The 24,951-nt window shown below is 70.7% G+C and carries 19 protein-coding genes, 1 pseudogene and 1 riboswitch; of the genes and pseudogenes, 7 read left to right on the forward strand and 13 right to left on the reverse strand.

The features are described 5' to 3' along the window. A partial coding sequence (locus QIS96_RS11345) for an L-serine ammonia-lyase, iron-sulfur-dependent, subunit alpha (protein ID WP_282542365.1) occupies positions 1-439 on the forward strand: 439 nt, incomplete at its 5' end. Here the strand turns inward: QIS96_RS11345 and QIS96_RS11350 are convergent. The 3 genes from QIS96_RS11350 to QIS96_RS11360 form a co-directional block, all read right to left on the reverse strand. Next, positions 426-2,717: a bifunctional glycosyltransferase/CDP-glycerol:glycerophosphate glycerophosphotransferase gene (locus QIS96_RS11350; RefSeq protein ID WP_282542366.1), complete on the reverse strand. Its 2,292-nt coding sequence runs from the start codon at positions 2,715-2,717 to the stop codon at positions 426-428. The genes QIS96_RS11345 and QIS96_RS11350 overlap by 14 nt on opposite strands. A gap of 178 nt (positions 2,718-2,895) precedes the next feature. Further along, positions 2,896-5,148 carry a bifunctional glycosyltransferase/CDP-glycerol:glycerophosphate glycerophosphotransferase gene (locus QIS96_RS11355; protein ID WP_282542367.1) on the reverse strand — a complete coding sequence of 751 codons (2,253 nt, stop codon included), beginning with the start codon at positions 5,146-5,148 and terminating at the stop codon, positions 2,896-2,898. A gap of 898 nt (positions 5,149-6,046) precedes the next feature. Then, positions 6,047-6,361, reverse strand: a complete 315-nt coding sequence (locus QIS96_RS11360) for a DMT family transporter (RefSeq protein ID WP_282542368.1) — start codon at positions 6,359-6,361, stop codon at positions 6,047-6,049. Positions 6,362-6,377: 16 nt separating this feature from the next. After that, a riboswitch (guanidine-III (ykkC-III) riboswitch) is annotated at positions 6,378-6,438 on the reverse strand. Between the two features lie 272 nt (positions 6,439-6,710). Between QIS96_RS11360 and QIS96_RS11365 the strand changes: the two genes are divergently transcribed. Beyond that, a complete protein-coding gene (locus QIS96_RS11365; protein ID WP_282542369.1) occupies positions 6,711-7,265 on the forward strand; it encodes a glycoside hydrolase family 25 protein in 555 nt (184 codons plus the stop codon). A gap of 166 nt (positions 7,266-7,431) precedes the next feature. On the opposite strand, the gene QIS96_RS11370 is transcribed toward QIS96_RS11365, so the two are convergent. Beyond that, the gene (locus QIS96_RS11370) at positions 7,432-8,127 is read right to left on the reverse strand and encodes a FadR/GntR family transcriptional regulator (RefSeq protein ID WP_282542370.1); all 696 of its coding nucleotides are present in this window, start codon (positions 8,125-8,127) and stop codon (positions 7,432-7,434) included. Positions 8,128-8,422: 295 nt separating this feature from the next. Between QIS96_RS11370 and leuA the strand changes: the two genes are divergently transcribed. After that, positions 8,423-10,117, forward strand: a complete 1,695-nt coding sequence (gene leuA, locus QIS96_RS11375) for a 2-isopropylmalate synthase (protein WP_282542531.1) — start codon at positions 8,423-8,425, stop codon at positions 10,115-10,117. Continuing rightward, on the forward strand, positions 10,117-10,944 hold the full coding sequence (locus tag QIS96_RS11380) for an ABC transporter ATP-binding protein (protein ID WP_282542371.1): 828 nt from the start codon (positions 10,117-10,119) through the stop codon (positions 10,942-10,944). Before leuA ends, QIS96_RS11380 begins: the two co-directional genes overlap by 1 nt. Positions 10,945-11,005: 61 nt before the next feature. On the opposite strand, the gene QIS96_RS11385 is transcribed toward QIS96_RS11380, so the two are convergent. Together QIS96_RS11385 and QIS96_RS11390 are read right to left on the reverse strand one after the other, a co-directional pair. After that, positions 11,006-11,221: an EF-hand domain-containing protein gene (locus QIS96_RS11385; RefSeq protein WP_282542372.1), complete on the reverse strand. Its 216-nt coding sequence runs from the start codon at positions 11,219-11,221 to the stop codon at positions 11,006-11,008. Positions 11,222-11,277: 56 nt separating this feature from the next. Next, positions 11,278-12,480, reverse strand: coding sequence for a YVTN family beta-propeller repeat protein (locus QIS96_RS11390; protein WP_282542373.1), 1,203 nt, complete (start codon positions 12,478-12,480; stop codon positions 11,278-11,280). Between the two features lie 156 nt (positions 12,481-12,636). Between QIS96_RS11390 and QIS96_RS11395 the strand changes: the two are divergent. Next, positions 12,637-13,691 (forward strand): annotated as a pseudogene (locus tag QIS96_RS11395) (RNA-guided endonuclease InsQ/TnpB family protein). 35 nt (positions 13,692-13,726) lie between these two features. Here the strand turns inward: QIS96_RS11395 and QIS96_RS11400 are convergent. The 7 genes from QIS96_RS11400 to QIS96_RS11430 form a co-directional block, all read right to left on the reverse strand. Continuing rightward, positions 13,727-14,500: a polysaccharide deacetylase family protein gene (locus QIS96_RS11400; RefSeq protein WP_282542374.1), complete on the reverse strand. Its 774-nt coding sequence runs from the start codon at positions 14,498-14,500 to the stop codon at positions 13,727-13,729. A 358-nt stretch (positions 14,501-14,858) separates the two neighbouring features. After that, positions 14,859-15,362: an ATP-binding protein gene (locus QIS96_RS11405; RefSeq protein ID WP_282542375.1), complete on the reverse strand. Its 504-nt coding sequence runs from the start codon at positions 15,360-15,362 to the stop codon at positions 14,859-14,861. Positions 15,363-15,700: 338 nt separating this feature from the next. Further along, positions 15,701-16,468: an enoyl-CoA hydratase/isomerase family protein gene (locus tag QIS96_RS11410; protein ID WP_282542376.1), complete on the reverse strand. Its 768-nt coding sequence runs from the start codon at positions 16,466-16,468 to the stop codon at positions 15,701-15,703. A gap of 68 nt (positions 16,469-16,536) precedes the next feature. Beyond that, a complete protein-coding gene (locus QIS96_RS11415; RefSeq protein ID WP_282542377.1) occupies positions 16,537-17,784 on the reverse strand; it encodes a L,D-transpeptidase in 1,248 nt (415 codons plus the stop codon). A gap of 201 nt (positions 17,785-17,985) precedes the next feature. Next, the gene (locus tag QIS96_RS11420; RefSeq protein WP_282542378.1) at positions 17,986-19,239 is read right to left on the reverse strand and encodes a L,D-transpeptidase; all 1,254 of its coding nucleotides are present in this window, start codon (positions 19,237-19,239) and stop codon (positions 17,986-17,988) included. Between the two features lie 72 nt (positions 19,240-19,311). Beyond that, positions 19,312-21,159 (reverse strand): ABC transporter ATP-binding protein, encoded by a 1,848-nt coding sequence (locus QIS96_RS11425; protein WP_282542379.1) that lies wholly within the window; start codon positions 21,157-21,159, stop codon positions 19,312-19,314. Beyond that, positions 21,156-23,036, reverse strand: coding sequence for an ABC transporter ATP-binding protein (locus QIS96_RS11430; protein ID WP_282542380.1), 1,881 nt, complete (start codon positions 23,034-23,036; stop codon positions 21,156-21,158). Before QIS96_RS11430 ends, QIS96_RS11425 begins: the two co-directional genes overlap by 4 nt. A gap of 209 nt (positions 23,037-23,245) precedes the next feature. Here QIS96_RS11430 and QIS96_RS11435 point away from each other — a divergent pair, with 209 nt between their 5' ends. Next, the gene (locus tag QIS96_RS11435; protein WP_282542381.1) at positions 23,246-24,166 is read left to right on the forward strand and encodes an ABC transporter ATP-binding protein; all 921 of its coding nucleotides are present in this window, start codon (positions 23,246-23,248) and stop codon (positions 24,164-24,166) included. Next, a complete protein-coding gene (locus QIS96_RS11440; protein WP_282542382.1) occupies positions 24,163-24,927 on the forward strand; it encodes an ABC transporter permease in 765 nt (254 codons plus the stop codon). The genes QIS96_RS11435 and QIS96_RS11440 overlap by 4 nt, the downstream gene beginning before the upstream one ends. Positions 24,928-24,951: the final 24 nt, after the last annotated feature.

A 24,951-nucleotide genomic window follows, 5' to 3' on the forward strand; every position in this document is an offset into this window, starting at 1 on the left:
AGAAGGCATCGTCCGCTTCCTCCTCGCCGCAGGCGCCATCGGCATGCTCTTCAAGGAGAACGCCTCCATCTCCGGCGCCGAAGTCGGCTGCCAGGGCGAAGTCGGCTCCGCCTGCTCGATGGCCGCAGGCGCCCTCGCCGAAGTCCTCGGCGGCTCCCCCGAACAGGTCGAGAACGCCGCCGAGATCGGCATGGAACACAACCTCGGCCTCACCTGCGACCCCGTCGGCGGCCTCGTCCAGATCCCCTGCATCGAACGCAACGGCATGGCCGCCGTCAAGGCCGTCACCGCCGCCAGAATGGCCATGCGCGGCGACGGCTCCCACAAGGTCTCCCTCGACAAGGTCATCAAGACCATGAAGGACACCGGCGCCGACATGAGCGTCAAGTACAAGGAAACCGCCCGCGGCGGACTCGCCGTGAACATCATCGAGTGCTGAGTCCGTAGCCTGCTTCGCGGCGGTTCCCTCCGGCGGAGGGAATGCGCTTCGGGCCCACGGACGGGGCGGGCACCCGCTGCTGGAGCGGCACGACGGGGGGCAGGGCTTCGGAGGGTTCGCCGAGGATGACCCGGCGCACCACGCGCTCAGCGGCGCGGCCGTCGTCGAACTCGCAGAACCGCTCGCGGAAAGCGGCCCGGAGCCTGCGGGACTCGGCGCCCGCCCACTCGCCGCTGCGGAAGACCTCGGTGAGCCGGCCCTGGTCCGCAGCGACCGGACCCGGCGGGGCCGCGCGCAGGTCGAAGTAGACGCCGCGGGTGTCGCTGTACACGTCCCAGTCCGGGGCGAAGATCACCAGCGGGCGGTCCAGGTTCGCGTAGTCGAACATGATCGACGAGTAATCGGTGATCATGGCGTCCGAGGCGAGGCAGACCTCCTCGGGCGAACGGTGCTCGGTCAGGTCGATCAGCCTGCCGGAGCGGACGGCCTCCTGTTGTCCGGCCGACCCCTCATAGGAGTGGTGGGCGCGCAGCAGGACCACGAACTCGTCGCCCAGCGCCTCGCAGAAGGAGGCGAGTTCAAGCTGCGCGTCGAAGGTGCTGCGGTAGTCGCGAAAGGTGGGTGCGTACAGGAGCGCGATGCGGTCCTCGGGCACTCCCAATCGGCGCCGTACCGCGCGTACGTCCTCGGCGGTCGCCGTGTAGAAGGCGTCGTTGCGCGGATAGCCGTACTCGATGTTCTCGTAGCCGCCCGGGTAGACCCGCTCCCAGATCTCGGTGGAGTGCCGGTTGGACGAAAGGCTGAAGTCCCAGCGCGACACCCGCTGCAGCAGGTGCTGGAAGTTGCCGACCGTGGACGTGGCGGCCGGGTACTGGGACGTGTCCAGGCCCATCCGCTTGAGCGGGGTGCCGTGCTGGGTCTGTACGTGCACGGTGCCGGGCCGCTTGCGCACGGTCTGCTCGAAGTTGACGTTGTTGAAGGTGTACTTGGCGCGGGCCATCACCTCCCAGTACTCAGGGGTGCCGATCACCACGCACTCCACACCATCGGGCATCTGGGAGACGTTCTCTTCGGTGACCAGGAAGACCGACCGCAGGCTGGGGGCGAGGCGGGTGGCCGCGGCGTGGATGGCCGCAGGATTGCACGCGTAGCCACGCCCCCAGTACGACGCGAAGACAGCGAGGTTCTCATCGACCGGCTGCTTCAGGCACGAGCGGTACCACCGGGTGCCGGGGCTCAGCTTCCGCCGTGCCCACCGCAGTGCGACGAACATGCGCCGGACCGGCCGGCGCTTGTTGCGTCGCAGCCGTCGCACGGTGCTCAGCGCACGGAAGACCGAGTACGCACCAGCCGCGAGAAGCCGGTGCTGCACGCCCACAGAACCACCGGGTGTCAGGTAACCCGCCGGACGGTGCTGCCGGTAGAGCCGGGTGGCACGGCGGAAGAAGCGGCGGTGCAGAGACAGAGGCACGCCCCGCCACGGCGAGGTTGCCGCCTTCAGGATCCCGTGCACGCACCGGTGGAACAGCGCGCCGAGCACCGCGGGCGCCGGCTCGAGTTCGGCGGCCCTTGTCATCACCGCGTTGAACTGGTCGAGCTGTTCCATGTGGTGAGAGCCGGGCCGATGGAGCCGTTCATCCTGGCGGCGCAGCAGGTGCCTCACGCAGATCTGCTCCAGCAAACCGATCCGGTCCGCGTGCAGCGCAGCGAGGACACTCCATGCCCAGTCCGTGTACGTCCCCTGGGAGAACAGGAGTTGATGCCTGGTCAGCATTCCCCGCCGATAGGCCGCGCTCCAGGCGGGGACCAGCGGGTCGGCCAACAGCGGGTGGTCCTCAAGTCGGAAGGCCCCCTGGGGGGCGCCGGCCCAGAGCCGGGCGAGGCCTGCGCCCTGCGTGCCGTCGAACCAGTGCACACGCTCGTGGTCGAAGACCAGCAGATCGGGGTCACCCAACGCGGCCAGCCGTGCGTCCACGGCGCCCAGCGCGCCCGGCACGAGCGTGTCATCCCCCTCGAGGAAGAGCACGAACTGCCCGGTGGCGGCGGTGAGCCCGGCATTGCGTGCCGCTGCGAGCCCGGCCTGAGCACCGGAGTGCACAACCCTCACACGTGAGTCACGGGCCGCGTATGTGTCGGCAATCGATACGGGCAGGCTTCCCGGGGCTCCGACCACTGCCAGTTCGAAGTCGCCGTACGTCTGGTCGAGCACCGAGTCAAGGCAGTCGGGCAGCCGACCCTGCACTCCATGAGCCGGAACAATGATGGTGAAGCGTGGCACGTCAGCCTCTCTCAGTGGTTGATCACATGCACAGCGGCAGGCAGGCAGATGCGGCTCCGCAGGTGGGCCACACCCGCCGCGCTGCGGGGCTGCAGCCCCGTGACGGGCCGGTCGCGCCGGAAGAGGCACGCGGGGGCAAAGGGGGCGGAGAGGTGCGCCTGGCCGCCTCGTCCGGCGCTCAACGCGCCGCCATGTGACTGGAGTCGGCCTGGCCCGGCACGAGGAGCGAGGGCTCGGCGCGCGGCAGCAAGTCCTCGCCGAGCAGGATGCGGCGCACGACGCGTTCGGCGGCCTGCCCGTCGTCGTATTCGCAGAAGCGATCACGGAACGCGGCACGCCGGCCGGAGTCCGCATCGCCTCGCCAGGCTTCGGACGCGAGAAGAGCGGTCAGCTCCGCGGAGGAGGTGGTCACCTGGCCGGGGGCTTGCGCTCGGATGTCGAAGTACGAGCCGCGGACAACCTGGTACGTCTCCCGGTCGTCGGCGTGCACGACGATCGGGCGGTCCAGATGGACGTAGTCGAAAAGCAGCGACGAGTAGTCCGTCACCAGGACGTCGGAGGCGAGCATCAGGTCCTCGATCGTGGGCGCCGGCCTGCCGGCGTCCGCGGGCACACGTCCGTGGCTCACGTCGAGCAGCAGACCGCGCTCCTGGAGGTCGAGCAATTCCCGGTCATGGAACTGATCGCGCCGGTAACGGTGGTGCAGGCGAACAAGCAACGTCGTGCCGGGGTCGAGCGCGCGGGCCAGGTTTTCGAGGTCCACCCGAGCCGTATAGCGCCGGTGGTAGTCCCGGGGCGTGGGCGCGTACAGGACGACGGAGTTCCCTGCGGGAATGCCGAGCCGCCCGCGAACCTGCTCCGCACGCAGCGGGTCGGGGCGCACCAGGGCGTCGTTGCGGGGACTGCCGCTGGGCAGCGAGGTGAAGTGACACGGGTAGGCCCGGTCCCAGATCTGCTGCGCGTACCCACCGGCGACGAGGCTGTAGTCCCAGTGGTCACACTGCCGCAGCATCGATCGGATGCGGTTGTCGCTCATGACCAGGGGCCGGTCGAGCAGGTCGGTGCCCATGTGCTTGAGCGGCGTGCCCTGATGGGTCTGCACCCGGACCGCACCCGGCCGTTTCACCAGGTTGTAGGGCCAGTTGACGTTGTTGAAGAAGTACGTCGCCCTGGCCATCACCCTGGCGTACTCCGGGGAGCCAAGCACGACATGGTCTGCCCCTGCCGGCAGCTGCTCCACGGCATCGGGCCGTACGGCCCACACACCGCGGATGTGCGGGGCGAGTTCGCCGGCCTTGGCGTGCAGCGCTGCCGGATCGCCGAGGGCCCCGCCGAGGTCGAAGGCACCGTACACGGCGAGATGCGGGTCCAGTGGGCGCGCGTGAGCGATCCGCGAGGACACACGGCGTGCGTTGCGGGTCGACGCGGCTCGGGCCCGGCGCTTAACCGTGGCCGCACGGGCCCTCAGCTGTACGACGCTGCGGAAGACCGGGTAAGGGCTACCGGCGGCGAGCAGCCGGAACTGGGTACGGAGGGGGTCGTTCGGCGGGGTGAAGTCGGCCGGCACCTGGCTCCGGTAGAAGTCGGCGATGCGCCGGTAGAAGTCGGGCCGATCCTCGGCTCGCACCCGACCGCAGACCGGAAGCGTCACCAGGAAGTGGTTGATCGTCCGCTCGAACAGCGCGGGGCGCATGGGTTCGAGCTCCGGAGACCGGTCGAGGACGTCGAACAGCCTGCCGTACTGGTCGAAGATGTCGAAGTGCTCGCGCCCGGGGGTGTGAGTGATGGCACCCGCGCGGCTGCGGTACTCGAAGCACACCCGGGGCAGGCAGGCGATGCGCTCGGCACGGACCATGACCTGATAGGTGACGGGGGCGTCCTCGTAGAGGCCGGGGGAGAAAGCGAACGCGTGCCGGAGGAAGAACTCGCGGCGGAAGGCCTTGTTGCAGGCGATCAAGAACAGGTGCAGAAACTCCGGGCGTTCGAAGACGTTGAAGGTATCGGTCCCGGCGGACTCAAGCAGGTCCCGTGTCGCGCTCCGCCCGCCGCGGCCCCACCAGGACGTCCGTGCGTGGTCGAAGACCAGCACATCCGGGTCACCGGTCACCCCGAGCCGCTCGGCGATGGCCCGCAGCGCGCCGGGGGCGTAGGTGTCATCGCTGTCGAGGAAGAGCAGATAGTCGCCGGACGCCTGGGCCACGCCGGTGTTTCGCGCATGGCCCAGGCCGCCGTTCTCCGCCAAGTGAACGACTCCGACCCGTTCGTCCCGCGCCGCGTATTCCTCCAGGATCTCGCCGCAGTGGTCGGGCGAGCAGTCGTCCACCGCAATGACCTCGAAATCGGTGAAGGACTGCGTCAGTACGGAGTCGAGGCACTCTCGGAGGTACCCCTGGACCTTGTAGACGGGGACGATGACGCTGAAGCGGGGCATGTGCGGGGCGTTCCTCTTCCGGGGGCAGGTGGGCGGAGTCGAGCGAGGCTCAACGGCGGGTGACCGAGCGGTCGGCGGGCAGCACGACGGCCCGAACTGCTCCTGACGGGAGACGGCGCCGGGAGCGGCACCGGATGCGTCCGTCGAGCGGTACGGCCGAGGGCAGTCCGACGCTCACACCTGGGAACACGAGCGGGGTCGAGCACCGCGATCGACTCCCCTGGGTCCGTGAGGCGCTCGCACGCGAACTGCACGCCCCCCGGGGTGAGTGAGTCCTCAGCGTCCAGGAGGTTCAGGTGCACGCCGATGTGGTTGCCCACAGTCAGGTCACCGTCATTGAGGTGCCGAGCCGAGATCGACCGCAGGTAACCATTCGGGTATGCCTGTAACCCACGCACGGGGACGTTGACTCTGATCCGAGGCATGGCGCATCCAGGGGTCGATGAGGACGTACTTCCGTGAAAACGGGCGACGCCACGGGCGGGTTACGCCAAGTGCGGCATCCGAGGGATCGCCGTAATCGGTACGGAGCCCTTCGTAGCGTCACCCAACTGCAGTCCTGCACCGAGATGTTGATCCGCGTGGACGGTCACGCAAATGCGCACGGCGAAGGCGGACCGTGGCAAGGGCCAGGGCGGCGAGTCGACCGGCGCTGAGCGCGTGGAGCGCAAGCGGCTACGCGAGGAGAACCGCCTGGTGTGAGGGCGAGGCCGGCCGCCGCGCCCGACCGGCGGCCGACGAGCTCGCCACGAGATCACCGTGCTGCACCTCGCCGCCCGGAAGACCTGCGGTGTTCCGCGCGTCCACGCCGTACGGCGTCTGGGGCGGTGGGTGAACCACAAGCGCGTCGCCCGCGTGGTCGTCGGCCATGCCATGGCCGACCAACACAGCTACCCGCTCAGTGCAGCGCCTTGAGGCCGATCACGCAGCCGACGATGCCCGCGAGCAGTGCCAGCTTCAGCAGGGACACCGGCTCGCCGCCGAACACCATTCCGTACACCACGGTGAGCACGGCGCCGATGCCCACCCACACTGCGTAGCCGGTGCCCACCGGCAGCGTGCGCAGGGCGAAGGCCAGGCCGGCCATGCTCAGGGTGAGGCCCAGACCGAAGACGACGGTGGGCCAGAGACGACTGAAGCCCTCGGACTTGCCGAGTGCGGTCGCCCACACGGCCTCGAGAACGCCGGAGACGACAAGAACGATCCAAGCCATGACGGAACGGCTCCCTTCGGCGCCGTCGTCACATGCCGGGTACGGCGCACCTCGTCCGGGAGCCGGTCGGGCTCTGCCTCCAGAATCTCACACCCCGCGGGCCTCCCGTGGTGACCTCGACCACACTGCTCCACCCCTCCTGGCCTGCGGGTTCGCGCCGTGCTGGGCTCGTGTTCGGGCCGCGGATCAACTCCCTTGCGGCGGGCTCCCGTTGTGCCCGGCTCGTGGACGAACTGGGCGAGCCTTCCACCCTTTCCGGCGCTGCCGCGCATACGGGTTTCGGGCCCTCGGCGGCCGGGCATTTTCTCAGATCCACACCGCCCGGCCCGACCACCGGAAGGCAGCTCTCATGATCCGCGGGATAGACGTCAGCTCGTACCAGTCCGACTTCAGCACCGAAGGCGTCGACTTCGTCATCATCAAGGCGACGGAAGGCCGCTCGTACGTCAACCCCCGCATGAGCGCCCAGGCGAAGAAGGCCCGCGACGCGGGTTGCGTGGTGGGCTTCTACCACTTTCTGTGGCCGGGCAACATCAAGGCCCAGGCGGAGTATTTCGTCTCCAAGGCGGCGGAGAGAGGCGGCGACATTCTCGCGTGCGACTGGGAGCGTACGGGGGAGGGGACTTATGCGAGTAACGCGCAGAAGGACGAGTTCATCAAGGAAGTGAAAAGGCTTCGACCTTCCAACAGGTCCATCCTCTATTGCAATCGGGATTTTTGGTTGAACGTTGACCGAACCTCTTATGCGGGTGATGCTCTCTGGATAGCCGATTACGTCACCGCAGGAAAGCCCCGCATCCAGGCCAAGTGGCGTATCCACCAGTACACTTCGACGCCGCTCGACAAGAATGTGGCTGACTTTTCCAGCCGAGCGGCGATGAAGGACTGGGCGACTATCGACTGAGCTTTCGCCTCAGTCGGGTCGCCGGCGGGTCGGCCAGATAGGAGTTCATCACCTCGAAGGTCTTGAGGTGATGATCGACGAATTCCTTCGTCACTTCGTAGTGACTCAGGCGGACACGTGCAGCGTCGCAGGGCTTGCAGTACGGGCGCGGCACGGGCCGGACCCGTTACCCCCGCAACCGCGCGAGCGTCTCCCCCAGCTCCCCCCGCAGCGCCCCCGCCGCCCCCTCCGCGTCGCCCCGTTCGACCGCGTGGACGAGGGCGGCGTGGCTGTCGTCGCCGGGGTTGGGCTCGGGGGTGCGGAGGGTGAGGAGGGTCAGGAGGTCGATGAGGGCCTGGCGGAGGGCGGGGGCGAACTCGGCGAAGAGGTCGGTGAGTACGGGGTTGTGGGCGGCGTCGACCACGGCCGCGTGCAGGGCGATGTCGGCGTCGACGAAGCTCGCGTCGTCCGCCCCGGCGGCCTCGCGGCGGGCGGCGAGCGCGGCGTGCAGGGCCTCGACGTCGGCGGGGGTGCGGCGGTCCGCGGCGAGGCGGGCGGCTTCGACCTCGACGAGCATGCGGACCTCGTACACGTCGACGACGGCGGCGCGGCGCAGTCGGGTGGGCCAGTCCTCGGTGGGGTGGAGGGCGGTGACGAACACGCCTGCGCCCTGGCGGGGTTGGACGAGTCCGGCGCCGGCGAGGGCGCGGAGGGCTTCGCGGACGGTGGAGCGGCCGATGCCGAGTTCCTTGGCGAGGGTGGTCTCGCCGGGGAGGCGGGTGCCGACGGGCCAGTCCCCGGCGGTGATCCGGGTGCGCAGGCGTTCGGTGGCCTGCTCGACCAGGGGGCTGGGGCGGAGGGGTCCGAGGGGCGGCGTGGGCATGGGGTGACCTTCCAAGTGACGTCGGGTGATGGGGAGTCGGGGTCCGGCCGCACGCCGACCGAGGGGTCGGGAAACAACTTGTCTGAGGAGCTGAGGTGTGCCTAGTGTAGCGAGCATGTTCTTCTGCGGCGTTCTTCTTCTCGGCTGCCGCGGCGGGGTCTGACACGGCCGGCACCCCGCCGCGGGGTTCCGTGCTGCCGGTCACCGACCGCGAGGGACGACCGAGGGAATCAATACCGTGCACCCGACCACGCACACGTACGAACGCGACTGGAATCCGCAGGCGCCGAGCGGCATGCCGTTCCACCGCTACCGGCCCGCGCACGAGCGGGTCCCGCCGCCCGAGCCGGTCGCCCGCGACTGGCCCTCCGCGCGGATCGAGCGGGCGCCGCTGTGGGTGCCGGTGGATCTGCGGGACGGCAACCAGGCGCTGGCCGAGCCGATGAGGACGGAGCGCAAGCGGCGGCTCTTCGACCTCCAAGTGGCCCTGGGATTCAAGGAGATCGAGGTCGCGTACCCGTCGGCGAGCCGGACGGACTTCGAGTTCGTACGGCATCTGGCGGGGGCCGTCGCGCGCGGCGAGGTGCCGGACGACGTGACGGTGGTGGTGTTCACTCCGGCCCGCCGCGATCTGATCGAGCGCACGTTCGCGGCGATCGAGGGGCTGCCGCGGGTGGTGGTGCACCTGTACGCGGCGACCGCGCCGGTCTGGCGTGACGTGGTCCTCGGCAAGGGCCGGGCCGAGGTGCGGGCGATGGTCGAGGACGCGGCGCGGCTGATGGCGAAGCTGGGCGGGGACCGTCCGGGGCTGCGGTTCCAGTTCTCGCCGGAGGTGTTCAACCTGACGGAGCCGGACTTCGTCCTGGAGCTGTGCGGGGCGGTGACGGAGCTGTGGGACGCGTGCCCGGAGCGCCCGGTGACGCTCAACCTGCCGGCGACGGTGGAGGTCGCGACGCCGAACGTGTACGCGGACCAGATCGAGTACATGCACCGGAATCTGGACCGGCGCGAGTCGGTGATCCTGTCGGTGCATCCGCACAACGACCGTGGTACGGGGGTGGCCTGCGCGGAGCTGGCGGTGCTCGCGGGGGCGCAGCGCGTCGAGGGGTGCCTGTTCGGCAACGGGGAGCGGACGGGGAACGTGGACCTGGTGACGCTCGCGCTGAACCTGTACACGCAGGGCGTGGACCCGATGGTGGACTTCTCCGACATCGACGCGGTGCGGCGCACGGTGGAGCACTGCAACCGCCTCCCGGTGCACCCCCGGCATCCGTACGGCGGCGACCTGGTGCACACGGCGTTCTCGGGGACGCATCAGGACGCGATCAGCAAGGGCTTCGCCGAACACGCCCGTCGGGCCAGGGAGTTGGGGGCAACGGAGGCGGATGCGCCGTGGGACGTGCCGTATCTGCCGGTCGACCCGGCGGATCTGGGGCGGTCGTACGAGGCGGTGATCCGGGTGAACAGTCAGTCCGGCAAGGGCGGTGTGGCGCATCTGCTGCGGGCGCACCGCGGGGTGGACCTGCCGCGTGAGCTGCGTACGGAGTTCGCGCGGGCGGTGCAGGCGGCGACGGACGACAGCGGGCGCGAGGCGGACGCGGAGTCGCTGTGGGAGCTGTTCGAGGCGGCGTACGTGACGCCGGGCACGGCGGGTGAGCTGGTGCGGCTCGCGTCGTGGCGGGTGGACCGGGAGGCGTCGGGCGAGTACCGGTTCGTGGGCGCGCTGAGCGTGCACGAGCGGACGGGTGACTACGAGGGCTCGGGTCCGGGCCCGGTGTCGGCGTTCACGCGGGCCCTCGCGGCGGCCGGGGTGGACGTGGCGGTCCTGGACTTCACGGAGCACGCCACGGAGCCGGGCGCGGAGGCGCGGGCGGCGGCGTATGTGAAGTGCCGGGTGGGCGAGCGGGTCGCCTGGGGTGTCGGGATCGCGCCGGCGACGGTGACGGCCGCGGTGTCGGCGGTCCTCTCCGCGGTGAACAGGGCGCTGTGATGGGCGAGTTGATGCAGGCCGACCCGGACGTGCTGCTGCGGGCCACGGACGTCTCGGTCGTACGGGACGGGCGGGCGCTGCTCGACGGGGTGTCGTTGACGGTGCGGGCCGGGGAGCACTGGGCGCTGCTCGGGGCGAACGGCGCGGGCAAGACGACGCTGCTGCGCCTGCTCGGGGCGCTCGCGCATCCGACGCGGGGTGCGGTGGAGCTGCTCGGGCACCGGATCGGGCGGGTGGACCTGCGGGAGTTGCGCGCCCTGGTGGGGCATGTGGATCCGCGGCATCCGCTGCGTTCGCCGCTGCGGGTGCGGGAGGTCGTACTGACCGGGCTCACGGGCAGCGTGGAGCCGGTGCCGCGCCGTTCGGTGTCGGCGGAGCAACTCGCGTACGCGGACGGGCTGTTGGAGTTGCTCGGGGTGGCGGACCGCGCCGATGCGCGGTGGCCGCAGCTGTCACAGGGCGAGCGGGGCCGGGTGCTTATCGCGCGGGCGCTGCTGCCGCGGCCTCGACTGCTGCTGCTCGACGAGCCGGCGACGGGTCTGGACGTGCCGGGCCGGGAGCGGCTGCTCGAAGGGCTCGACGCGCTGCGGTCGGCGGATCCTGGGCTCGCGACGGTCCTGGTGACGCATCACCTGGAGGAGCTGCCGGAGGGCACGTCGCACGCGCTGCTGCTGCGGGGCGGGCGGACGCTTGCGCGGGGCCCGGTGGACGAGGTGCTCACCGGTGACGGGGTCAGCGCGTGCTTCGGCCTGCCGATGGTGCTCACGCGCACGGAGGGCCGTTGGCACGTACGGGCGCGGCGGCGGGCGGGGGCGCTCGCGGGGTGAGACGCGCAGTGGGCCCGCACCACTGTGGTGCGGGCCCACGGGGCGACGAGTGGGGGCCGGCTCAGGCCTTGCTGAGGTGGGCCCAGAACTCGTCGAAGGAGAGGACCTTGTCCTTGTTGGCGTCCTGCGCGCCGATGACGGCCTCCGCGACGGAGTCGGTCACGTTCCAGTCGCCGCCCTGCGCGAGCGCCTTCTTGAACTCGGCGGCGGTGATGAAGCCGTCACCGTCCGTGTCGATCCGGTCGAACTGCGCGCGTGCCTGCTCGATGTCGGCCACTGGGTCCACCCCTTCTTGGTGCTTTTCTGACGGAGGTCAGATTAATCGGGGCCGGTTCAGCGGAAGACGCCGGTGTGGCCGAGGGAGTAGCGGCCGGGCTGCGGGTAGACGGCGAGGCCGTGCGGGCCGCCGCCGACGGGGATCTTGGCGAGCTGGACGCCGGTGCGGGTGTCGATGGCGTACACCTCGGAGTCGTACCGCCCGGAGAGCCAGAGGACCTTGCCGTCGGCGGAGACGCCGCCCATGTCGGGGCTGCCGCCGTCGGGGAGCCGCCACTTCTTGGTGAGCTTGTTCTTGGTGAAGTCGAAGACGGAGATGGTGCCCTCGCCGCGGTTGGGGATGTACATCTCCTTGGAGTCGCGGCTGACGTACAGGCCGTGGGCGCCCTTGCCGGTGGGCATCAGCTTCGGGGTGGTGAACTTCTCGCCGTCCAGGACCCAGACGCCGTGCGCCATCATGTCGGCGATGTAGAAGGTCTTGCCGTCCGGGGAGATCTTGACGTCCTGCGGCATGGCGCCCTCGAAGGGCAGCTTCTGCTGGCCGACGACCTTCATCTTCTCGGTGTCGACCTTGAGGAGCTCGGCGGAGAACTCGCAGGACACGATGAAGTAGCGGCCGTCGGCGGAGAAGTCGGCGTGGTTCACGCCGTAGCAGCTGACGGGTTCGGTGTGCTTGCGCTGCATGGTCTGCGGGTCGCGGAAGACCAGCTCGCGGTCGAGCGAGGCCATGACGACGGCGTGCTTGCCGTTGGGTGTGAAGTAGAGGTTGTACGGGTCGTGCACCTCGACGTCGGGCCCGCGGCGCTTGGCGGTCTTCGGGTCGATGGGGGTGAGCGTGTGGCCGCGGTTGTTGTTGACCCAGAGCGTCTTGAGGTCCCAGGAGGGCACGACGTGCTGGGGCTGGGTGCCGACCTTGATGGTGTCGATGACCTCGAACTTCTTCGGGTCGATCACCGAGACGGTGTTGGAGTTGGTGTTGGGGACGTACACCCGGGACGGGAAGTCCTTGACGACCGGGGAGAGCTTGTTCGGCCGGTCGGCGGCGTAGACGTCCTTGGGGTCGAGGACGGGCGGCATGCCGGGCAGGCCGTCGTCCTCCTTGGGCTTCGCGGGCTTCTTCACGGCGAGGTCGGCCCGCGAGGTGTCGTCGGCGGGGGTGCCGCAGGCGGCGAGCAGCCCGCTCGCGGCGAACAGGGCGGCGCACACGGCGACACGGGTGCGCCGGGTGAGGAACAGGCGCGGCTTGTGGTGGGGGTTCATCGGTGACCTCCGAGGAGACCCTGGCCCTCAGGCCGGGGAGGAATCGGACCCCTGGGGGGGCAGGACAGGACTGGTCGTGTCGCCGCCGGGGCGATACGACATCTGCAGATCGGGTCGGGACGTCAACTGTCAGTCCTCCCAAGTAGGTTGACGTTCATGGCGAAGACGACGCAGGCGGAGACAGCCGGGCATGCCCGGTACACGTTCCGGCTGCGTCTGTCGTCCACCGCCCGCACCGCTTTGGACACGGAGTGGGCACGGTGCAGGTGGGTGTGGAACGAGTGCGTGGCTCGGTCGAAGAAGGCGTACGCGGACGGCGAGGAGTGCGGTCCGGTGCGGCTCAGCGGCATGCTGACCGAGGCACGCCGCCGTACGCCGTGGCTGCGTGAGGGTGCGTCGGTGCCGCAGCAGCAGACCATTCGGGATTTCGCGAAGTCCCGGGCGAAGGCGCTCAAGGACATCAAGGCCGGGCTGCCGCAGCATCGCCGGGGTACTGCTCGTTCGTGGTCCCGGCCCAGGCCGAGCGGCTGCCTGCGACAGGCCGCGTCCTCGGTGTCGACTGGGGTGTCGAGGAGACCGCGACCACCACCTCGGACGCGCACGATCTGCCTCATGCCGAGCACGGCAAGCAGGCCGCGCAGCGTCTCGCCCGCTACCAGCGCCGGATGGCACGGCGTCGCCGGCCGAAGGGGAAGGCCCAGTCGAAGGGCTACCGGAAGGCACAGGCGCAGGCGGCGAAGCTGCAGAAGAAGGTGACCCGGCAGCGACAGGACACGGCCCGAATGGGGTCTCCCCTGCTCGGAGCTTGTCGGAGAGCTTGGGGAAGGGCCAAGCGAGCGGTCCGTGACCATGACGCGATCGCGGTCGAGGACTTCCGGCCGAAGTTCCTGGCCAAGACCACGATAGCCCGCAAGGCCGCGGACGCGGCGATCGGTGCCACCAAGGCGGCTCTGGTCGAGATGGGCCGCAAGCACGGCCCGGACGTGCACCTGGTGCACCCGGCGCACACCACGATGGATTGCGCGGACTGCGGAGCGAGAACCAAGCACGCGCTGCCTCTCTCGGAACGAACGAATACGTGCACCGCGTGCGGAATGTCCCGGCCACGGGACAAGAACTCCGCGCGTGTGATGCTCGTCCGGGCTGGTCTCAACCCGGCTGGTGTCGAGGGCGGAAGACCTCCGGGAGCGCCGCTCCCGGAGGCGGCCTGAGCCAGGAATCCCCCTCCCCCAGGAGGGGGAGGACGTCAAGTGGTCAGCAGCTCCGTGGTGGTCACCGCGCTCAGGCGGCGGCGGTCGATCTCTTCCAGGACGGCGGGCAGCGCGGCGACCGTGTCCGCGTACCCGAAGTGCAGGCTCACCACCGATCCCTTCCTGATCCGGCCGGTGACGCGGCGCACGACGGTCGGCGCGCCCGGCGAGGTGAAGTCCAGGGAGTCGGTGTCGTACGACAGGACGTGCGGGTAGCCGGCGCGCTGGGCGAGCTTCTGCACGAGGGGGCTGGCGTACTGGGCGCGGGAGGGGCGGAACCAGGTGCCGATGGAGCCGGTGAGGTGGCGGAGGCGGTCGGCGCAGCCGGTGATCTCGGCGTACGCCTCGTCCTCCGGCAGGGAGTTGATGTCGATGTGGCGCAGGGTGTGGTTGCCGATCTCGTGGCCGCCGTCGAGGATCCGGTGGGCCATCGTCGGGTGTTCGTCGAGCCAGCGGCCGACGGCGAGGACGGTGACGCGGGCCTCGGCGCGTTCGGCCTCGGCGAGCAGGGCCTTGGCGGTCTTCGGGTCGCCCTGGCCGTGGAAGGTGAGGGCGACGCGTGGGCGGTCGCGGGGGCCGTGCTCGATCTGGCCGGGCAGTCCGGGGAAGCGGCGGGGGCCTGCGGCCGGGGGCGCGGCCGAGGGTGGGGCCTTCTTCGCGGGGGGTGTGCTCCGGGCGGTGTCGTCCGTTCCGCAGGCGGCGGTGAGCGCGCCCGCCAGGGTGAACAGGGCTCCGGTGCGCAGGGCGCCGCGGCGATCCGTTGAAGTCACCCCGCCATTTAAGGACGGAGTAGCCGCATTGGTGATGATTCACCCGAATTAGGACGTTTATGGGTCGACGTCCGGGCTACCTGGCGCACAGGGAGCACTTAACCACCGTTTACAAGGTAGGTGCCACATGTCACCATGGATTCATTTGGCCGGTCGCACCCGATCTGCCATAGTTGAATGCAACGACCCCCATTGACCCGGGCCAGGTCGTCGTAGCGGCCGTGGATCACACCCCCCGAAGATCCGCGGCGCACCACACAGAAGCCCCCGCGGCGCCGCAACACGGCGCGAGGGGGCTTCTGTGCGTACGAGGGGGCTTCTGTGCGTACGGGACAGCGAGCGCTGCCGGTACGGGAGTTCAGCGTTCGGCGATGCGCATCTCGAACCAGGTGGTCTTGCCGCGCGGGAGCAGGTCCACGCCCCAGCGGTCGGAGAGTTTGTCGACCAGGAACAGGCCGCGGCCGCTCGTGTCCATCTCCTGCACCGGCATCAGACAGGGCAGGCCGCGCGAGGGGTCGCGGACCTCTACGCGGATCCAGCCGGGCCTGCGCCCCATCTTCAGACCGAAGACGCGGGCGCCGGTGTGCCGTACGGCGTTGCCCACGAGCTCCGAGACGAGCAGCACGACGACTTCGGCGACCTGCGGGGTGAGCCCCCATTTGCGGAGTACGACGACCTGGGCGAGACGGCGCGCGGAGCCCGCGGACTCGGGGCGGGACGGGAGCGGCACCTCGGCGTCGGTGGGGTTGCCGAACAACTCCAGGGCTTTCAGGGCCTGTTCGTCCTCGACGGCCGGTGTCCACCGCACAGCGGTCGCTGCGCCGTGCCGCCGCGGTCGTTCACTGCCCTCAAGCCCCGCCATGCACCCATCATGGCGGGCCAGAGCGCCTTCCGGGGCCGTTCCTGCGGAATACGCCCCCCGGAACCATCAATTCCGGGGGTACGCACCGGCATATGCCTAAGGCACGCATGATGCCGGTGCGACCCATCTGACCTGCATTGACCCGAGGTTGACGGCCTTGGGAGGCCGCCGGAGGGCGCTCCGGGCTTAAGGTCGGCTTAAGGAACAGATAAGCCCGGACTCCGCGGATTCCACTCCCCCGTGCGCATCAACTCGCTTGACGCGTATGCCAGTTGATGCGGACGGACCGGGGGTGTGGGCGGGGTGTGGGGTGCGGCTCAGCCGAAGTGGGGTGCGGCTCAGACGAACTTGGCCTTGCCCGGACCCTCCTCGACGAAGCTGCGCATGCCCCGCTCGCGGTCCTCGGTGGCGAACAGACCGGCGAACCAGGTGCGTTCGATCGCGAGGCCGGTGTCGATGTCCGTCTCCAGGCCGGCGTCCACCGACTCCTTCGCGGCGCGCAGCGCGAGCGCCGGGCCCTGGGCGAGCTTCGCGGCCCAGGCGTGCGCCTGCTCGTACACCTCGGCGGCGGGCACGACGCGGTCCACCAGGCCGATGGCGAGGGCCTCTTCGGCCTTCACCATGCGGCCGGTGAAGATCAGGTCCTTGGCCTTGGACGGGCCGACGAGGCGGGACAGGCGCTGGGTGCCGCCCGCGCCCGGGATCAGTCCGAGCAGGATCTCCGGCTGGCCGAGCTTGGCGTTGTCGGCGGCGATCCGGTAGTCGGCGCAGAGCGCCAACTCGCAGCCGCCGCCGAGCGCGTAGCCGGTGACGGCGGCGACGACGGGCTTCGGGATACGGGCGACGGCGGTGAAGGAGTCCTGCAGGGCGCGGGAGCGCAGGACCATGGCCGCGTGGTCCATGTTCTGCATCTCCTTGATGTCCGCGCCGGCCGCGAACACCTTCTCGCCGCCGTAGACGATCACGGCGCGTACGTCGTCGCGCCGCGTGGCCTCCTCGGCGAGCTCCTTGATCCGGTCCTGCGTGGCGATGTCGAGGGCGTTCATCGGCGGGCGGTCCAGGCGGATCGTGCCGACGCCTGCGGAGACTTCGAGATTCACGGTCATAGGCGGCAGGCTAACGGGCGTTCACCCGTGGGGGGTCTGGGGGGCGTCAGCCCCCCAGAGAAAAAGAACTACTTCTCCCACTCGTCCCAGTCCAGGTTCCAGGCGTTGAGGCCGTTCCACCACTGGATCTGCTTGTCCTTGGAGTTCTTCACGATGACCACGTCGCCGATCATCGACTGGTCGAAGAACCAGGCCGCCGGGGTTTTGCTGTCGCCGCCGCCACGCTGGTCGCGCAGGCCGACGCAGCCGTGGCTGACGTTGGTGCTGCCGAACGTGGAGGGCGCCGCCCAGTAGTTGCCGTGGATGAACGTGCCCGAGGTGGACAGGCGCATGGCGTGCGGCACGTCCTTGATGTCGTACTCGCCGCCGAAGCCGACCGTGTCGCCGTTCATGCGGGTCACCTTGTGCTTCTCGGTGATGACCATCTGGCCGTTGTACGTGGTGGTGGCCGGGGCGCCCGAGGTGATCGGGATGGTCTTGATGCGCTTGCCGTCGCGCTCGATCGTCATCTTCTTCGACTTGGCGTCCACGGTGGAGACCTGGCTGCGGCCGACGGTGAACGAGACGGTCTTGGCCTGCTCGCCGTAGACGTCCGGGCGGCCCTCGACGCCGTCGAGGTTGAGCTTCACGGTGACCTTGGTGCCCGGCTTCCAGTACTTCTCCGGGCGGAAGTCGAGCCGGTCGTTGCCGTACCACTTGTGGCGGATCTCGACCTTCGGCTCGGCCTTGACCTCGATGGCCTTCTCGACGGCCTCCGGGCTCGTGATACCGCGGGTGAAGTTGACCGAGAACGGCATGCCCACACCGACCTCGGAACCGTCCTCGGGCGTGAAGTGCCCGATGAACGTGTTCTGCGGGGTGAGCGTCGTGAACGTGGTGTCCTTGGCGGACTCGCGGCCCGCGGAGTCCTTCGCCGTGGCGTGGACCTTGTACTTCGTCGACGCGGCGAGGTGGTGGTCGGGCTTCCAGGCCGAGCCGTCGGAGGTTATCTCCCCCGGTATCTCGTTGCCCTTGCTGTCCGCGACCTCGACCTCGGTCAGCTTGCCCTCCTCCGCGGTGATCTTCAGGGCGCCGTTGGTGGCCACGGACTCCGCGCCGTTCTTGGGCGCTATCGTCACCACGGCCCGCGAGGGCTCGTTGGCCTTCGCCCGGTCCGAGCCGCTGCCGCCCTTGCCCTCTTCACCGCCGGAACCCCCGCAGGCGGTCACGGCGAACAGTGCCGTGGTCAGTACGACGGTCAGGCCGGCCCGCGCCCGCCCGCTGCCGCGGCGCCCCCGCGCGCCAACCGATGCCCCCGATATCGGTCGCCCGTTCACGATGTGTCTCCCCTCGCCAGGCCTGATCAGGCCCGCCACCCCGGCGCATCTCGCGCACACCGCAAGATTACCGGGGCTGCCTGCGAGGACGACTCCCACGGAATGTCACCGTTCAGTCCCAAGTGGGGCCGACGTTCAGCCCCAGGTGGACCGAAGTTCAGCCCCAAGTGGGCGCGGCGCTCCGGGGTTTCGGCGCCCGGCTCAGCGGCGCAGTGCGGAGCCCGCCTTCCACTTGCGCCAGTCCATGTTCCAGCCGCTGAGGCCGTTGTCCGGATCGACCTTCTTGTCCTTGGAGTTGACGACCTCCACCACGTCGCCGACGAGGCTGCGGTCGAAGAACCAGCCCGCGGGCGTGTCCGCGCTGCCGCCCTTGACGTCCCGCAGGCCCACGCAGCCGTGGCTGACGTTGAGGTTGCCGAACGTGTCGGAGGGGGCCCAGTAGTTGCCGTGCAGGAAGGTGCCCGAGGTGGTGAGGCGGATGGCGTGCGGCACGTCCGGGATGTCGTACTCGCCCTTACCGTCGCCGTCCGTGAAGCCGACCGTCGCGCCGTTCATCCGTGTCACGTCGAGCATCTCGGAGATCACCATCTTCCCGTTGTACGTGGTGTTCTTGCCGCTGCCCGCGGTGATCGGCAAGGTCGAGACGAGCTCGCCGTCCTTGCGTACCTCCATGGTGTGCTCGGCGGCGTCGACGCGGGAGACCTGGCTGCGGCCGACGGTGAAGCCGAACTGCTTCTGCTGCAGGCCGAACACCTGGGGCGCGCCCTGCACGTCGCGCAGGGCGAGGTCGACGGTGACCTGGGTGCCCGGCCGCCAGTAGTCCTTGGGGCGGAAGTCCAGGCGGGTCTTGCCGAACCAGTGCCCGGCGATCTCCACGGGCGGGTTCGACCGGACCCGCACGGCGCGCTCGACGGCCTTGCGGTTCTCGATCTCCCGGTTGAACTCCAGGGACACGATCATTCCGGTGCCGACGGTGGAGCGGTTCTCCGGCTTCACGTACGCGACGAAGCGCTCGTCCGGGACGTACGTGGTGAACGTGGTGTGGCGGGCGTGCCGGCGGCCGTGGCCGTCCAACGCGACCGCGTCGACCGTGTACTTGGCGGCGAGGGCGAGGCGCGGGTCCTTCGGCTCCCAGCGCAGGCCGTCGTCGGAGATCCGGCCCTCGACGGCGGTGTCCTGCGCGTCCTGGAACTTGACCACCTTCACGGACTCCAGGCGTCCGGCGGGCACCTCGACCTCCAGCTCCTGGTCGGCACGGACGCTGCGCTCGCCGTGGCCGGGGGTGATCCGGATCGCGTCCTCGGCCGTGCCCTTGCCGAAGACCGCGTCCACGGCGCCGATCCCGGTGCCGGAGCAGCCGGTGAGGACGGCCAGGAGGGCGGCGAGGCAGGCCCATGTCAGTACGGCGGCCTTACCGGCCGGTGCGCGCTGGGCGCTTGTCGCTTGGGGGTTCACGTCCGTGACAACGACGGGGGTCGGCCGAGGGAAACGTGACTGTGCGGTGGACGGGGCTCGGCCCGCGCGGGCTCAACCCTTCACGCTGTCCCGCCAGGCTCTGTGCAGGGACGCGAACTCGCCCGTGCCTCCGGTCAGTTCGGCGGGCGGGCCGTCCTCCACCACCCGGCCGTCGGCCATCACCAGGACGCGGTCCGCGATCTCCACCGTGGAGAGGCGGTGGGCGATGACCACGGCCGTGCGGCCGTGCAGGACCGTGTGCATGGCGTGCTGGACGGCACGCTCGCCGGGGATGTCCAGGGAGCTGGTCGCCTCGTCGAGGATGAGGACCGCCGGGTCGGCGAGCAGGGCGCGGGCGAACGCGACGAGTTGGCGCTGGCCCGCCGAGATGCGGCCGCCGCGCTTGCGGACGTCCGTGTCGTACCCGTCGGGCAGGGCGGCGATGAACTCGTGGGCGCCGATGGCCCGCGCCGCCGACTCGATCTCGGCGCGGGACGCGTCCGGGCGGCCGATCGCGATGTTCTCGGCGACCGTCCCGGAGAACAGGAACGCCTCCTGCGTCACCATCACCACGCCGCGCCGCAGCTCGGGCAGGGCGAGGTCGTGCAGGTCCGTGCCGTCGAGCAGGACCCGGCCCGCCGTCGGGTCGTAGAAGCGGGCCAGGAGTTTGGCGAGGGTGGACTTGCCGGCGCCGGTGGAGCCGACCACGGCCACGGTCTGCCCGGCGGGAATCGTCAGGTCGAAGCGCGGCAGGACCTCGCCGCCGGTGCGGTACGCGAAGCTCACCGACTCGAACTCGACCGTACGGCCGGGGTGTTCGCCGTCGCGCTCGGGCAGCGGCTTCGGCTCGGCCGGCTCGGGCACCGACGGGACCTGGGCGAGCAGCCCGGCGATCTTCTCCAGGGACGCGGCCGCCGACTGGTACGAGTTGAGGAACATGCCGAGCCGGTCGATCGGGTCGTAGAGCCGCCGCAGGTAGAGCACCGACGCGGCGAGCACGCCGAGGGCGAGGGTGCCGTCCGCGACCCGGTACGCGCCCCACAGGACGATTCCGGCGACGGCCGTGTTGGCGATCAGGCGGGAGCCCACCACGTACTGCGCCATCTCCAGGAACGCCGCGCCGTTGACGCGTTCGTGGCGGCCGTTGAGCTCGGCGAACTCGGCGTCGTTGGCCCGCTCGCGGCGGAACGCGCGCACCGGGCGGATGCCGTTGACCGTCTCGGCGAACTTCACGATGACCGCGGCGATCGCGGTGGAGCGGAGCCGGAAGATCCGCCCCGCGCGTCTGCGGTAGCGCCGCACCATCAGGTACAGCGGCCCGAACGACGCCACCGCGACCGCGCCGAGCCCCAGGTCGAGCCAGAGCAGCAGCGCGGAGATGTACGCGAAGGACAGGATGACGTTGAGGAGTTCCTGCAGCCCCTCGTTGAGGAGTTCGCGCAGCGACTCGACGTCGGTGGTGGAGCGGGAGATCAGCCGCCCCGAGGTGTACCGCTCGTGGAAGTCGAGGGAGAGCGCCTGCGCGTGGCGGAAGATCCGGCCGCGCAGGTCGAGCAGCACGTCCTGGTTCACTCGGGCCGCCGCGCGGATGTACGCGTACTGCAGCGCGGCGGCCGCGGCCGCGCACAGCGCGTACCCGACGGCGACGGCGAGGAGCGGGCCGTGGTCGTGGGCGCGCACCGCGGGCACGCCGCGGTCGATGGCGTACGCGACGAGCAGCGGGCCCGCCTGCACGGCCGACGTCTGGAGCAGAAGCAGCAGCGCGGCGAGGGCGACGCGCGCTTTGAGCGGAGCGAGCAGCGAGCGGAGCAGCGCGCCGGTCGCGCCGTCCGGGGCGGGGAGGGCGTCCTGGGTGAACGGGTCGTCGCGGGGCGGAGGTTCGGGCGCGGCCTCGGGTTTGCTGTCGACGGTCGTGGTCACCGGTCCCCCTCGGTGTGCTCGGGTGCGTCGCTCGCGGGTTGCGCGGCTCCGGCCTCGCCGGACATCAGCCAGGCGTACTCGGCGTTCTCCCGCAGCAGCCGGTGGTGCGTGCCGACGGCGGCGATGCGGCCGCCGGAGAGCAGCGCCACCCGGTCCGCGAGCAGCACCGTGGACGGGCGGTGGGCGACGACGAGCGCGGTGGTGTCGGCGAGGACCCGGCGGAGGGCGGCCTCCACGAGCGCCTCGGTGTGCACGTCGAGCGCCGACAGCGGGTCGTCGAGGACGAGGAAGCGGGGTCTGCCGACGACCGCCCGCGCGAGGGCGAGCCGCTGGCGCTGGCCGCCGGAGAGGCTGAGGCCCTGCTCGCCCACCTGGGTGTCGGCGCCGTGCGGCAGCCGGTGCACGAAGTCCGCCTGGGCGATGTCGAGCGCGCGGGCCAACTCCCGCTCGCCCGCGCCCTGTTCGGCGCCCATGAGGACGTTCTCGCCGACGCTCGCGGAGAACAGCGTGGGCTCCTCGAAGGCAACGGAGACGAGGGTGCGCAGCTCCTCGCGGGGCAGCTCGGCGATGTCGACGCCGTCGAGCGTGATCCGCCCCGCCGTGACCTCGTGCAGCCGCGGCACGAGCGCGGTGAGCGTGGTCTTCCCGCTCCCGGTCGCCCCGACGAGGGCGAGGGTCTCCCCGGACCTGATGTGCAGATCGACTCCGCCGAGGACGGGCGGGGCGTCGGGCACGGCATCGGGAAACCGAAAGGTGACGCCGTCGAAGCGCAGACCGTCGGTGGTTTCGTCCTCCGCGGACGGGCGGTACGCGGGTGCCGCCTCCGGCGCCGGCTCCGGCCCCGCTTCCGCCTCCGGGGCCACGTCCAGGACTTCGAAGTAGCGGCGGGTGGCCGTGGCCGCCTCCTGGCTCATGGCGAGCAGGAAGCCGATGGACTCCACCGGCCAGCGCAGGGCGAGTGCCGTCGACAGGAACGCGACGAGGGTGCCGGCCGAGAGGGCACCGGCGGCGACCTGCAGTACGCCGAGGACGAGCGCCGCGCCGATGGCCAGTTCGGGCAGGACGACGATGACCGCCCAGATCGTGGCGAGCAGCCCGGCCTTGCGCAGCTCCGTGCCGCGCAGGGTGCCGGAGAGTGCGCGGAAGGCGCGGGCCTGGGCGCGGTGGCGGCCGAAGCCCTTGATGACGCGGATGCCGAGCACGCCCTCCTCGACCACCGTCGTGAGGTCCCCCACCTGGTCCTGGGCGCGGCGGGCGATGGCCGAGTACCGCCCCTCGAAGAGCCAGCAGACCACGACGAGGGGGACGACCGGGGCGAGCAGGACCAGGCCGAGGGTCCACTCCTGGACCAGCAGGACGACCACGCCCACCAGGATCGTCACGCCGTTGACCAGCAGGAACGTCAACGGGAAGGCGAGGAAGAGGCGCAGCATCGTGAGGTCGCCGGTGGCGCGCGAGAGGAGCTGGCCCGAGGCCCAGCGGTCGTGGAAGGCGACGGGCACGCGCTGCAGGCGGTGGTAGAGGTCGGCGCGCATCGCGGCCTCGACCCCGGCGAGGGGTCTGGCGACGAGCCAGCGCCGGAACCCGAAAAGCAGGGCCTCCCCGATGCCGAGCAGCAGGACGAACAGCGCGCCGAGCCAGACGCCGCCCGGGTCGCGGTCGGCCACGGGGCCGTCCACCAGCCACTTGAGGACGAGCGGGATGACCAGGCCCACGCAGGACGCGACGATCGCGACCACGGCCGCCGTGCCGAGCCGGGCCCGCACCGGGCGCACGTACGGCCACAGGCGCAGCAGCGTGCGGACGGCGGAGGCGGAGGGGGTGCCTCGGTCCGTGGCAGGGGCGGTGGGCGTGGTCGGCGCCTGGTCTGTGGCCATCAGGAGCGAGCTTATGGTTCACCACTGACAGTCCCAACGGGTTTTGGCACGCGGTGAGTTGGCGCCGCCAACCGGAACCAGCCAGTCCGCGCAGGGCGCCGTGCCGCCGCACCGGGCAGGTCGTACCGCCCCATCAACCGATCGGCTGATGCCGCTTCGAGCGCGATGGGCGATGCCCGTGCGCGGCCCCGGCCGGGAGGCTCGAAGGCATGGCAATCATCGAGGTAAGGGACCTGCGCAAGGTCTACGGGGGCCGGCCCGCCGTGGACGGCGTCTCGTTCGCCGTCGAGGAGGGGGAGATCTTCGGTGTGCTCGGCCCGAACGGCGCGGGCAAGACCACCACCGTCGAGTGCGTCGAGGGGCTGCGCGTCCCCGACTCCGGTTCCGTACGGGTCGCCGGGATGGACCCGGTCGCGGACCACCGCCGGGTGACGCAGCTGCTCGGCGCCCAGCTGCAGGAGAGCGAGCTGCAGGCGAAGCTCACCGTGCGGGAGGCCCTGGAGCTGTACAGCGCGTGCTACGAGCAGCCGGTCGACTGGCGGCCGCTGGCCGAGCGCCTCGGGCTCGGCGAGAAGCTGGGGGCCAGGTTCGGGAAGCTGAGCGGCGGCCAGAAGCAGCGCCTCTTCATCGCGCTCGCCCTGGTCGGCGGCCCCCGCGTGGTGGTGCTCGACGAGCTGACGACGGGGCTCGACCCGCGCGCCCGCCGGGACACCTGGCAGCTGATCGAAGAGGTGCGGGCGAGCGGCGTGACCGTACTGCTCGTCACCCACTTCATGGAGGAGGCGCAGCGCCTCTGTGACCGGATCGCGGTGATCGACCGGGGCAGGATCGCGGCGCTCGACACCCCGTCCGGCCTGATCGGGCGCTCCGCGGGCTCGACCGTCATCTCCTTCACACCGTCCCGGCCGCTCGATCCGCGCGAGCTCGCCGAGCTGCCCGCGGCGACGTCCGTGACGACGTCCGCCACGACCGGCGAGCGGGACGGCCGGATCACCGTCCACGGCACCGACGACACCGTGAACGCGGTCCTTTCGCTGCTCGCCCGGCACCACGTCACCGCCCATCAACTCCGCGTCGTGGACGCCACGTTGGACGACGCGTTCCTCGACCTGACGGGAGCCACGTCATGAGCGCCCTCACCGCCGCCACCCCGTCCCGGGCCGCCGGGGCCGTCCTCAGGGCGGAGCTGACGCTCTTCCGCCGCGAACCGGGCTCGCTCTTCTGGATCATGGTCTTCCCGACGGCGCTCCTGTCGGTCCTCGGCTCGATCCCCGCCTTCCGCACACCCGACCCGGAGCACGGCCTGCGCATGGTCGAGGTGTACGTGCCGGTGGTGGTGCTGACCTCGATGGTGATGGCGGGCATGCAGGCCATGCCGCCGGTGATCACCAACTACCGGGAGCGCGGCGTCCTGCGCCGCATGTCGACGACTCCGGTCCGGCCCACCGCGGTGCTCGCGAGCCAGATGGCGCTGCACGGCGGAGCCGCCCTGCTGTCGGCGGTGCTCTCGCTCTCGGTGGGCCGGCTCGTGTTCGACGTGGCGCTGCCGCGCCAGCTCTTCGGGTACGCGCTCGCGCTCGCCCTCTCCGTCGTCACGGCCCTCGCCCTGGGCGCGGCGATCTCGGCGGTGTCCCGTACGACGAAGGCGGCCACGGCGATGGGCGCGGCCGTGTCCCTGCCGATGATGTTCAGCGCGGGGCTGTGGCTGCCGGTGCAGGCGATGCCCGAACTCCTCGCCCGAATCATGGAGTTCCTGCCGTTCGGCGCCGCCGCACGCGCCCTGGGCCAGGCCGCGGCGGGCGACTGGCCGGGCCTCGCGCACCTGGGCGTCCTCGCGCTGTGGGCGGTGGTGCTCACGGGCGCGTCGGCCCGCTGGTTCCGCTGGGAGTGAGCCGGTGGTGCACCAGACTGTGGC

Origin of the sequence: Streptomyces cavernicola (genome assembly GCF_029968035.1) — a bacterium.
GTDB classification, from domain to species: Bacteria; Actinomycetota; Actinomycetes; order Streptomycetales; family Streptomycetaceae; genus Streptomyces; species Streptomyces cavernicola.

Bases quoted from the DNA above. Each gene is read 5' to 3' on its own strand.
- QIS96_RS11355 (WP_282542367.1), bottom strand. From the start codon at position 5,148: ATGCCCCGCTTCAGCGTCATCGTCCCCGTCTACAAGGTCCAGGGGTAC.
- QIS96_RS11360 (WP_282542368.1), bottom strand. From the start codon at position 6,361: ATGGCTTGGATCGTTCTTGTCGTCTCCGGCGTTCTCGAGGCCGTGTGG.
- QIS96_RS11365 (WP_282542369.1), top strand. From the start codon at position 6,711: ATGATCCGCGGGATAGACGTCAGCTCGTACCAGTCCGACTTCAGCACC.
- QIS96_RS11370 (WP_282542370.1), bottom strand. From the start codon at position 8,127: ATGCCCACGCCGCCCCTCGGACCCCTCCGCCCCAGCCCCCTGGTCGAG.
- leuA (WP_282542531.1), top strand. From the start codon at position 8,423: ATGCCGTTCCACCGCTACCGGCCCGCGCACGAGCGGGTCCCGCCGCCC.
- QIS96_RS11380 (WP_282542371.1), top strand. From the start codon at position 10,117: ATGGGCGAGTTGATGCAGGCCGACCCGGACGTGCTGCTGCGGGCCACG.
- QIS96_RS11390 (WP_282542373.1), bottom strand. From the start codon at position 12,480: ATGAACCCCCACCACAAGCCGCGCCTGTTCCTCACCCGGCGCACCCGT.
- QIS96_RS11405 (WP_282542375.1), bottom strand. From the start codon at position 15,362: ATGGCGGGGCTTGAGGGCAGTGAACGACCGCGGCGGCACGGCGCAGCG.
- QIS96_RS11410 (WP_282542376.1), bottom strand. From the start codon at position 16,468: ATGACCGTGAATCTCGAAGTCTCCGCAGGCGTCGGCACGATCCGCCTG.
- QIS96_RS11430 (WP_282542380.1), bottom strand. From the start codon at position 23,036: ATGGCCACAGACCAGGCGCCGACCACGCCCACCGCCCCTGCCACGGAC.
- QIS96_RS11435 (WP_282542381.1), top strand. From the start codon at position 23,246: ATGGCAATCATCGAGGTAAGGGACCTGCGCAAGGTCTACGGGGGCCGG.
- QIS96_RS11440 (WP_282542382.1), top strand. From the start codon at position 24,163: ATGAGCGCCCTCACCGCCGCCACCCCGTCCCGGGCCGCCGGGGCCGTC.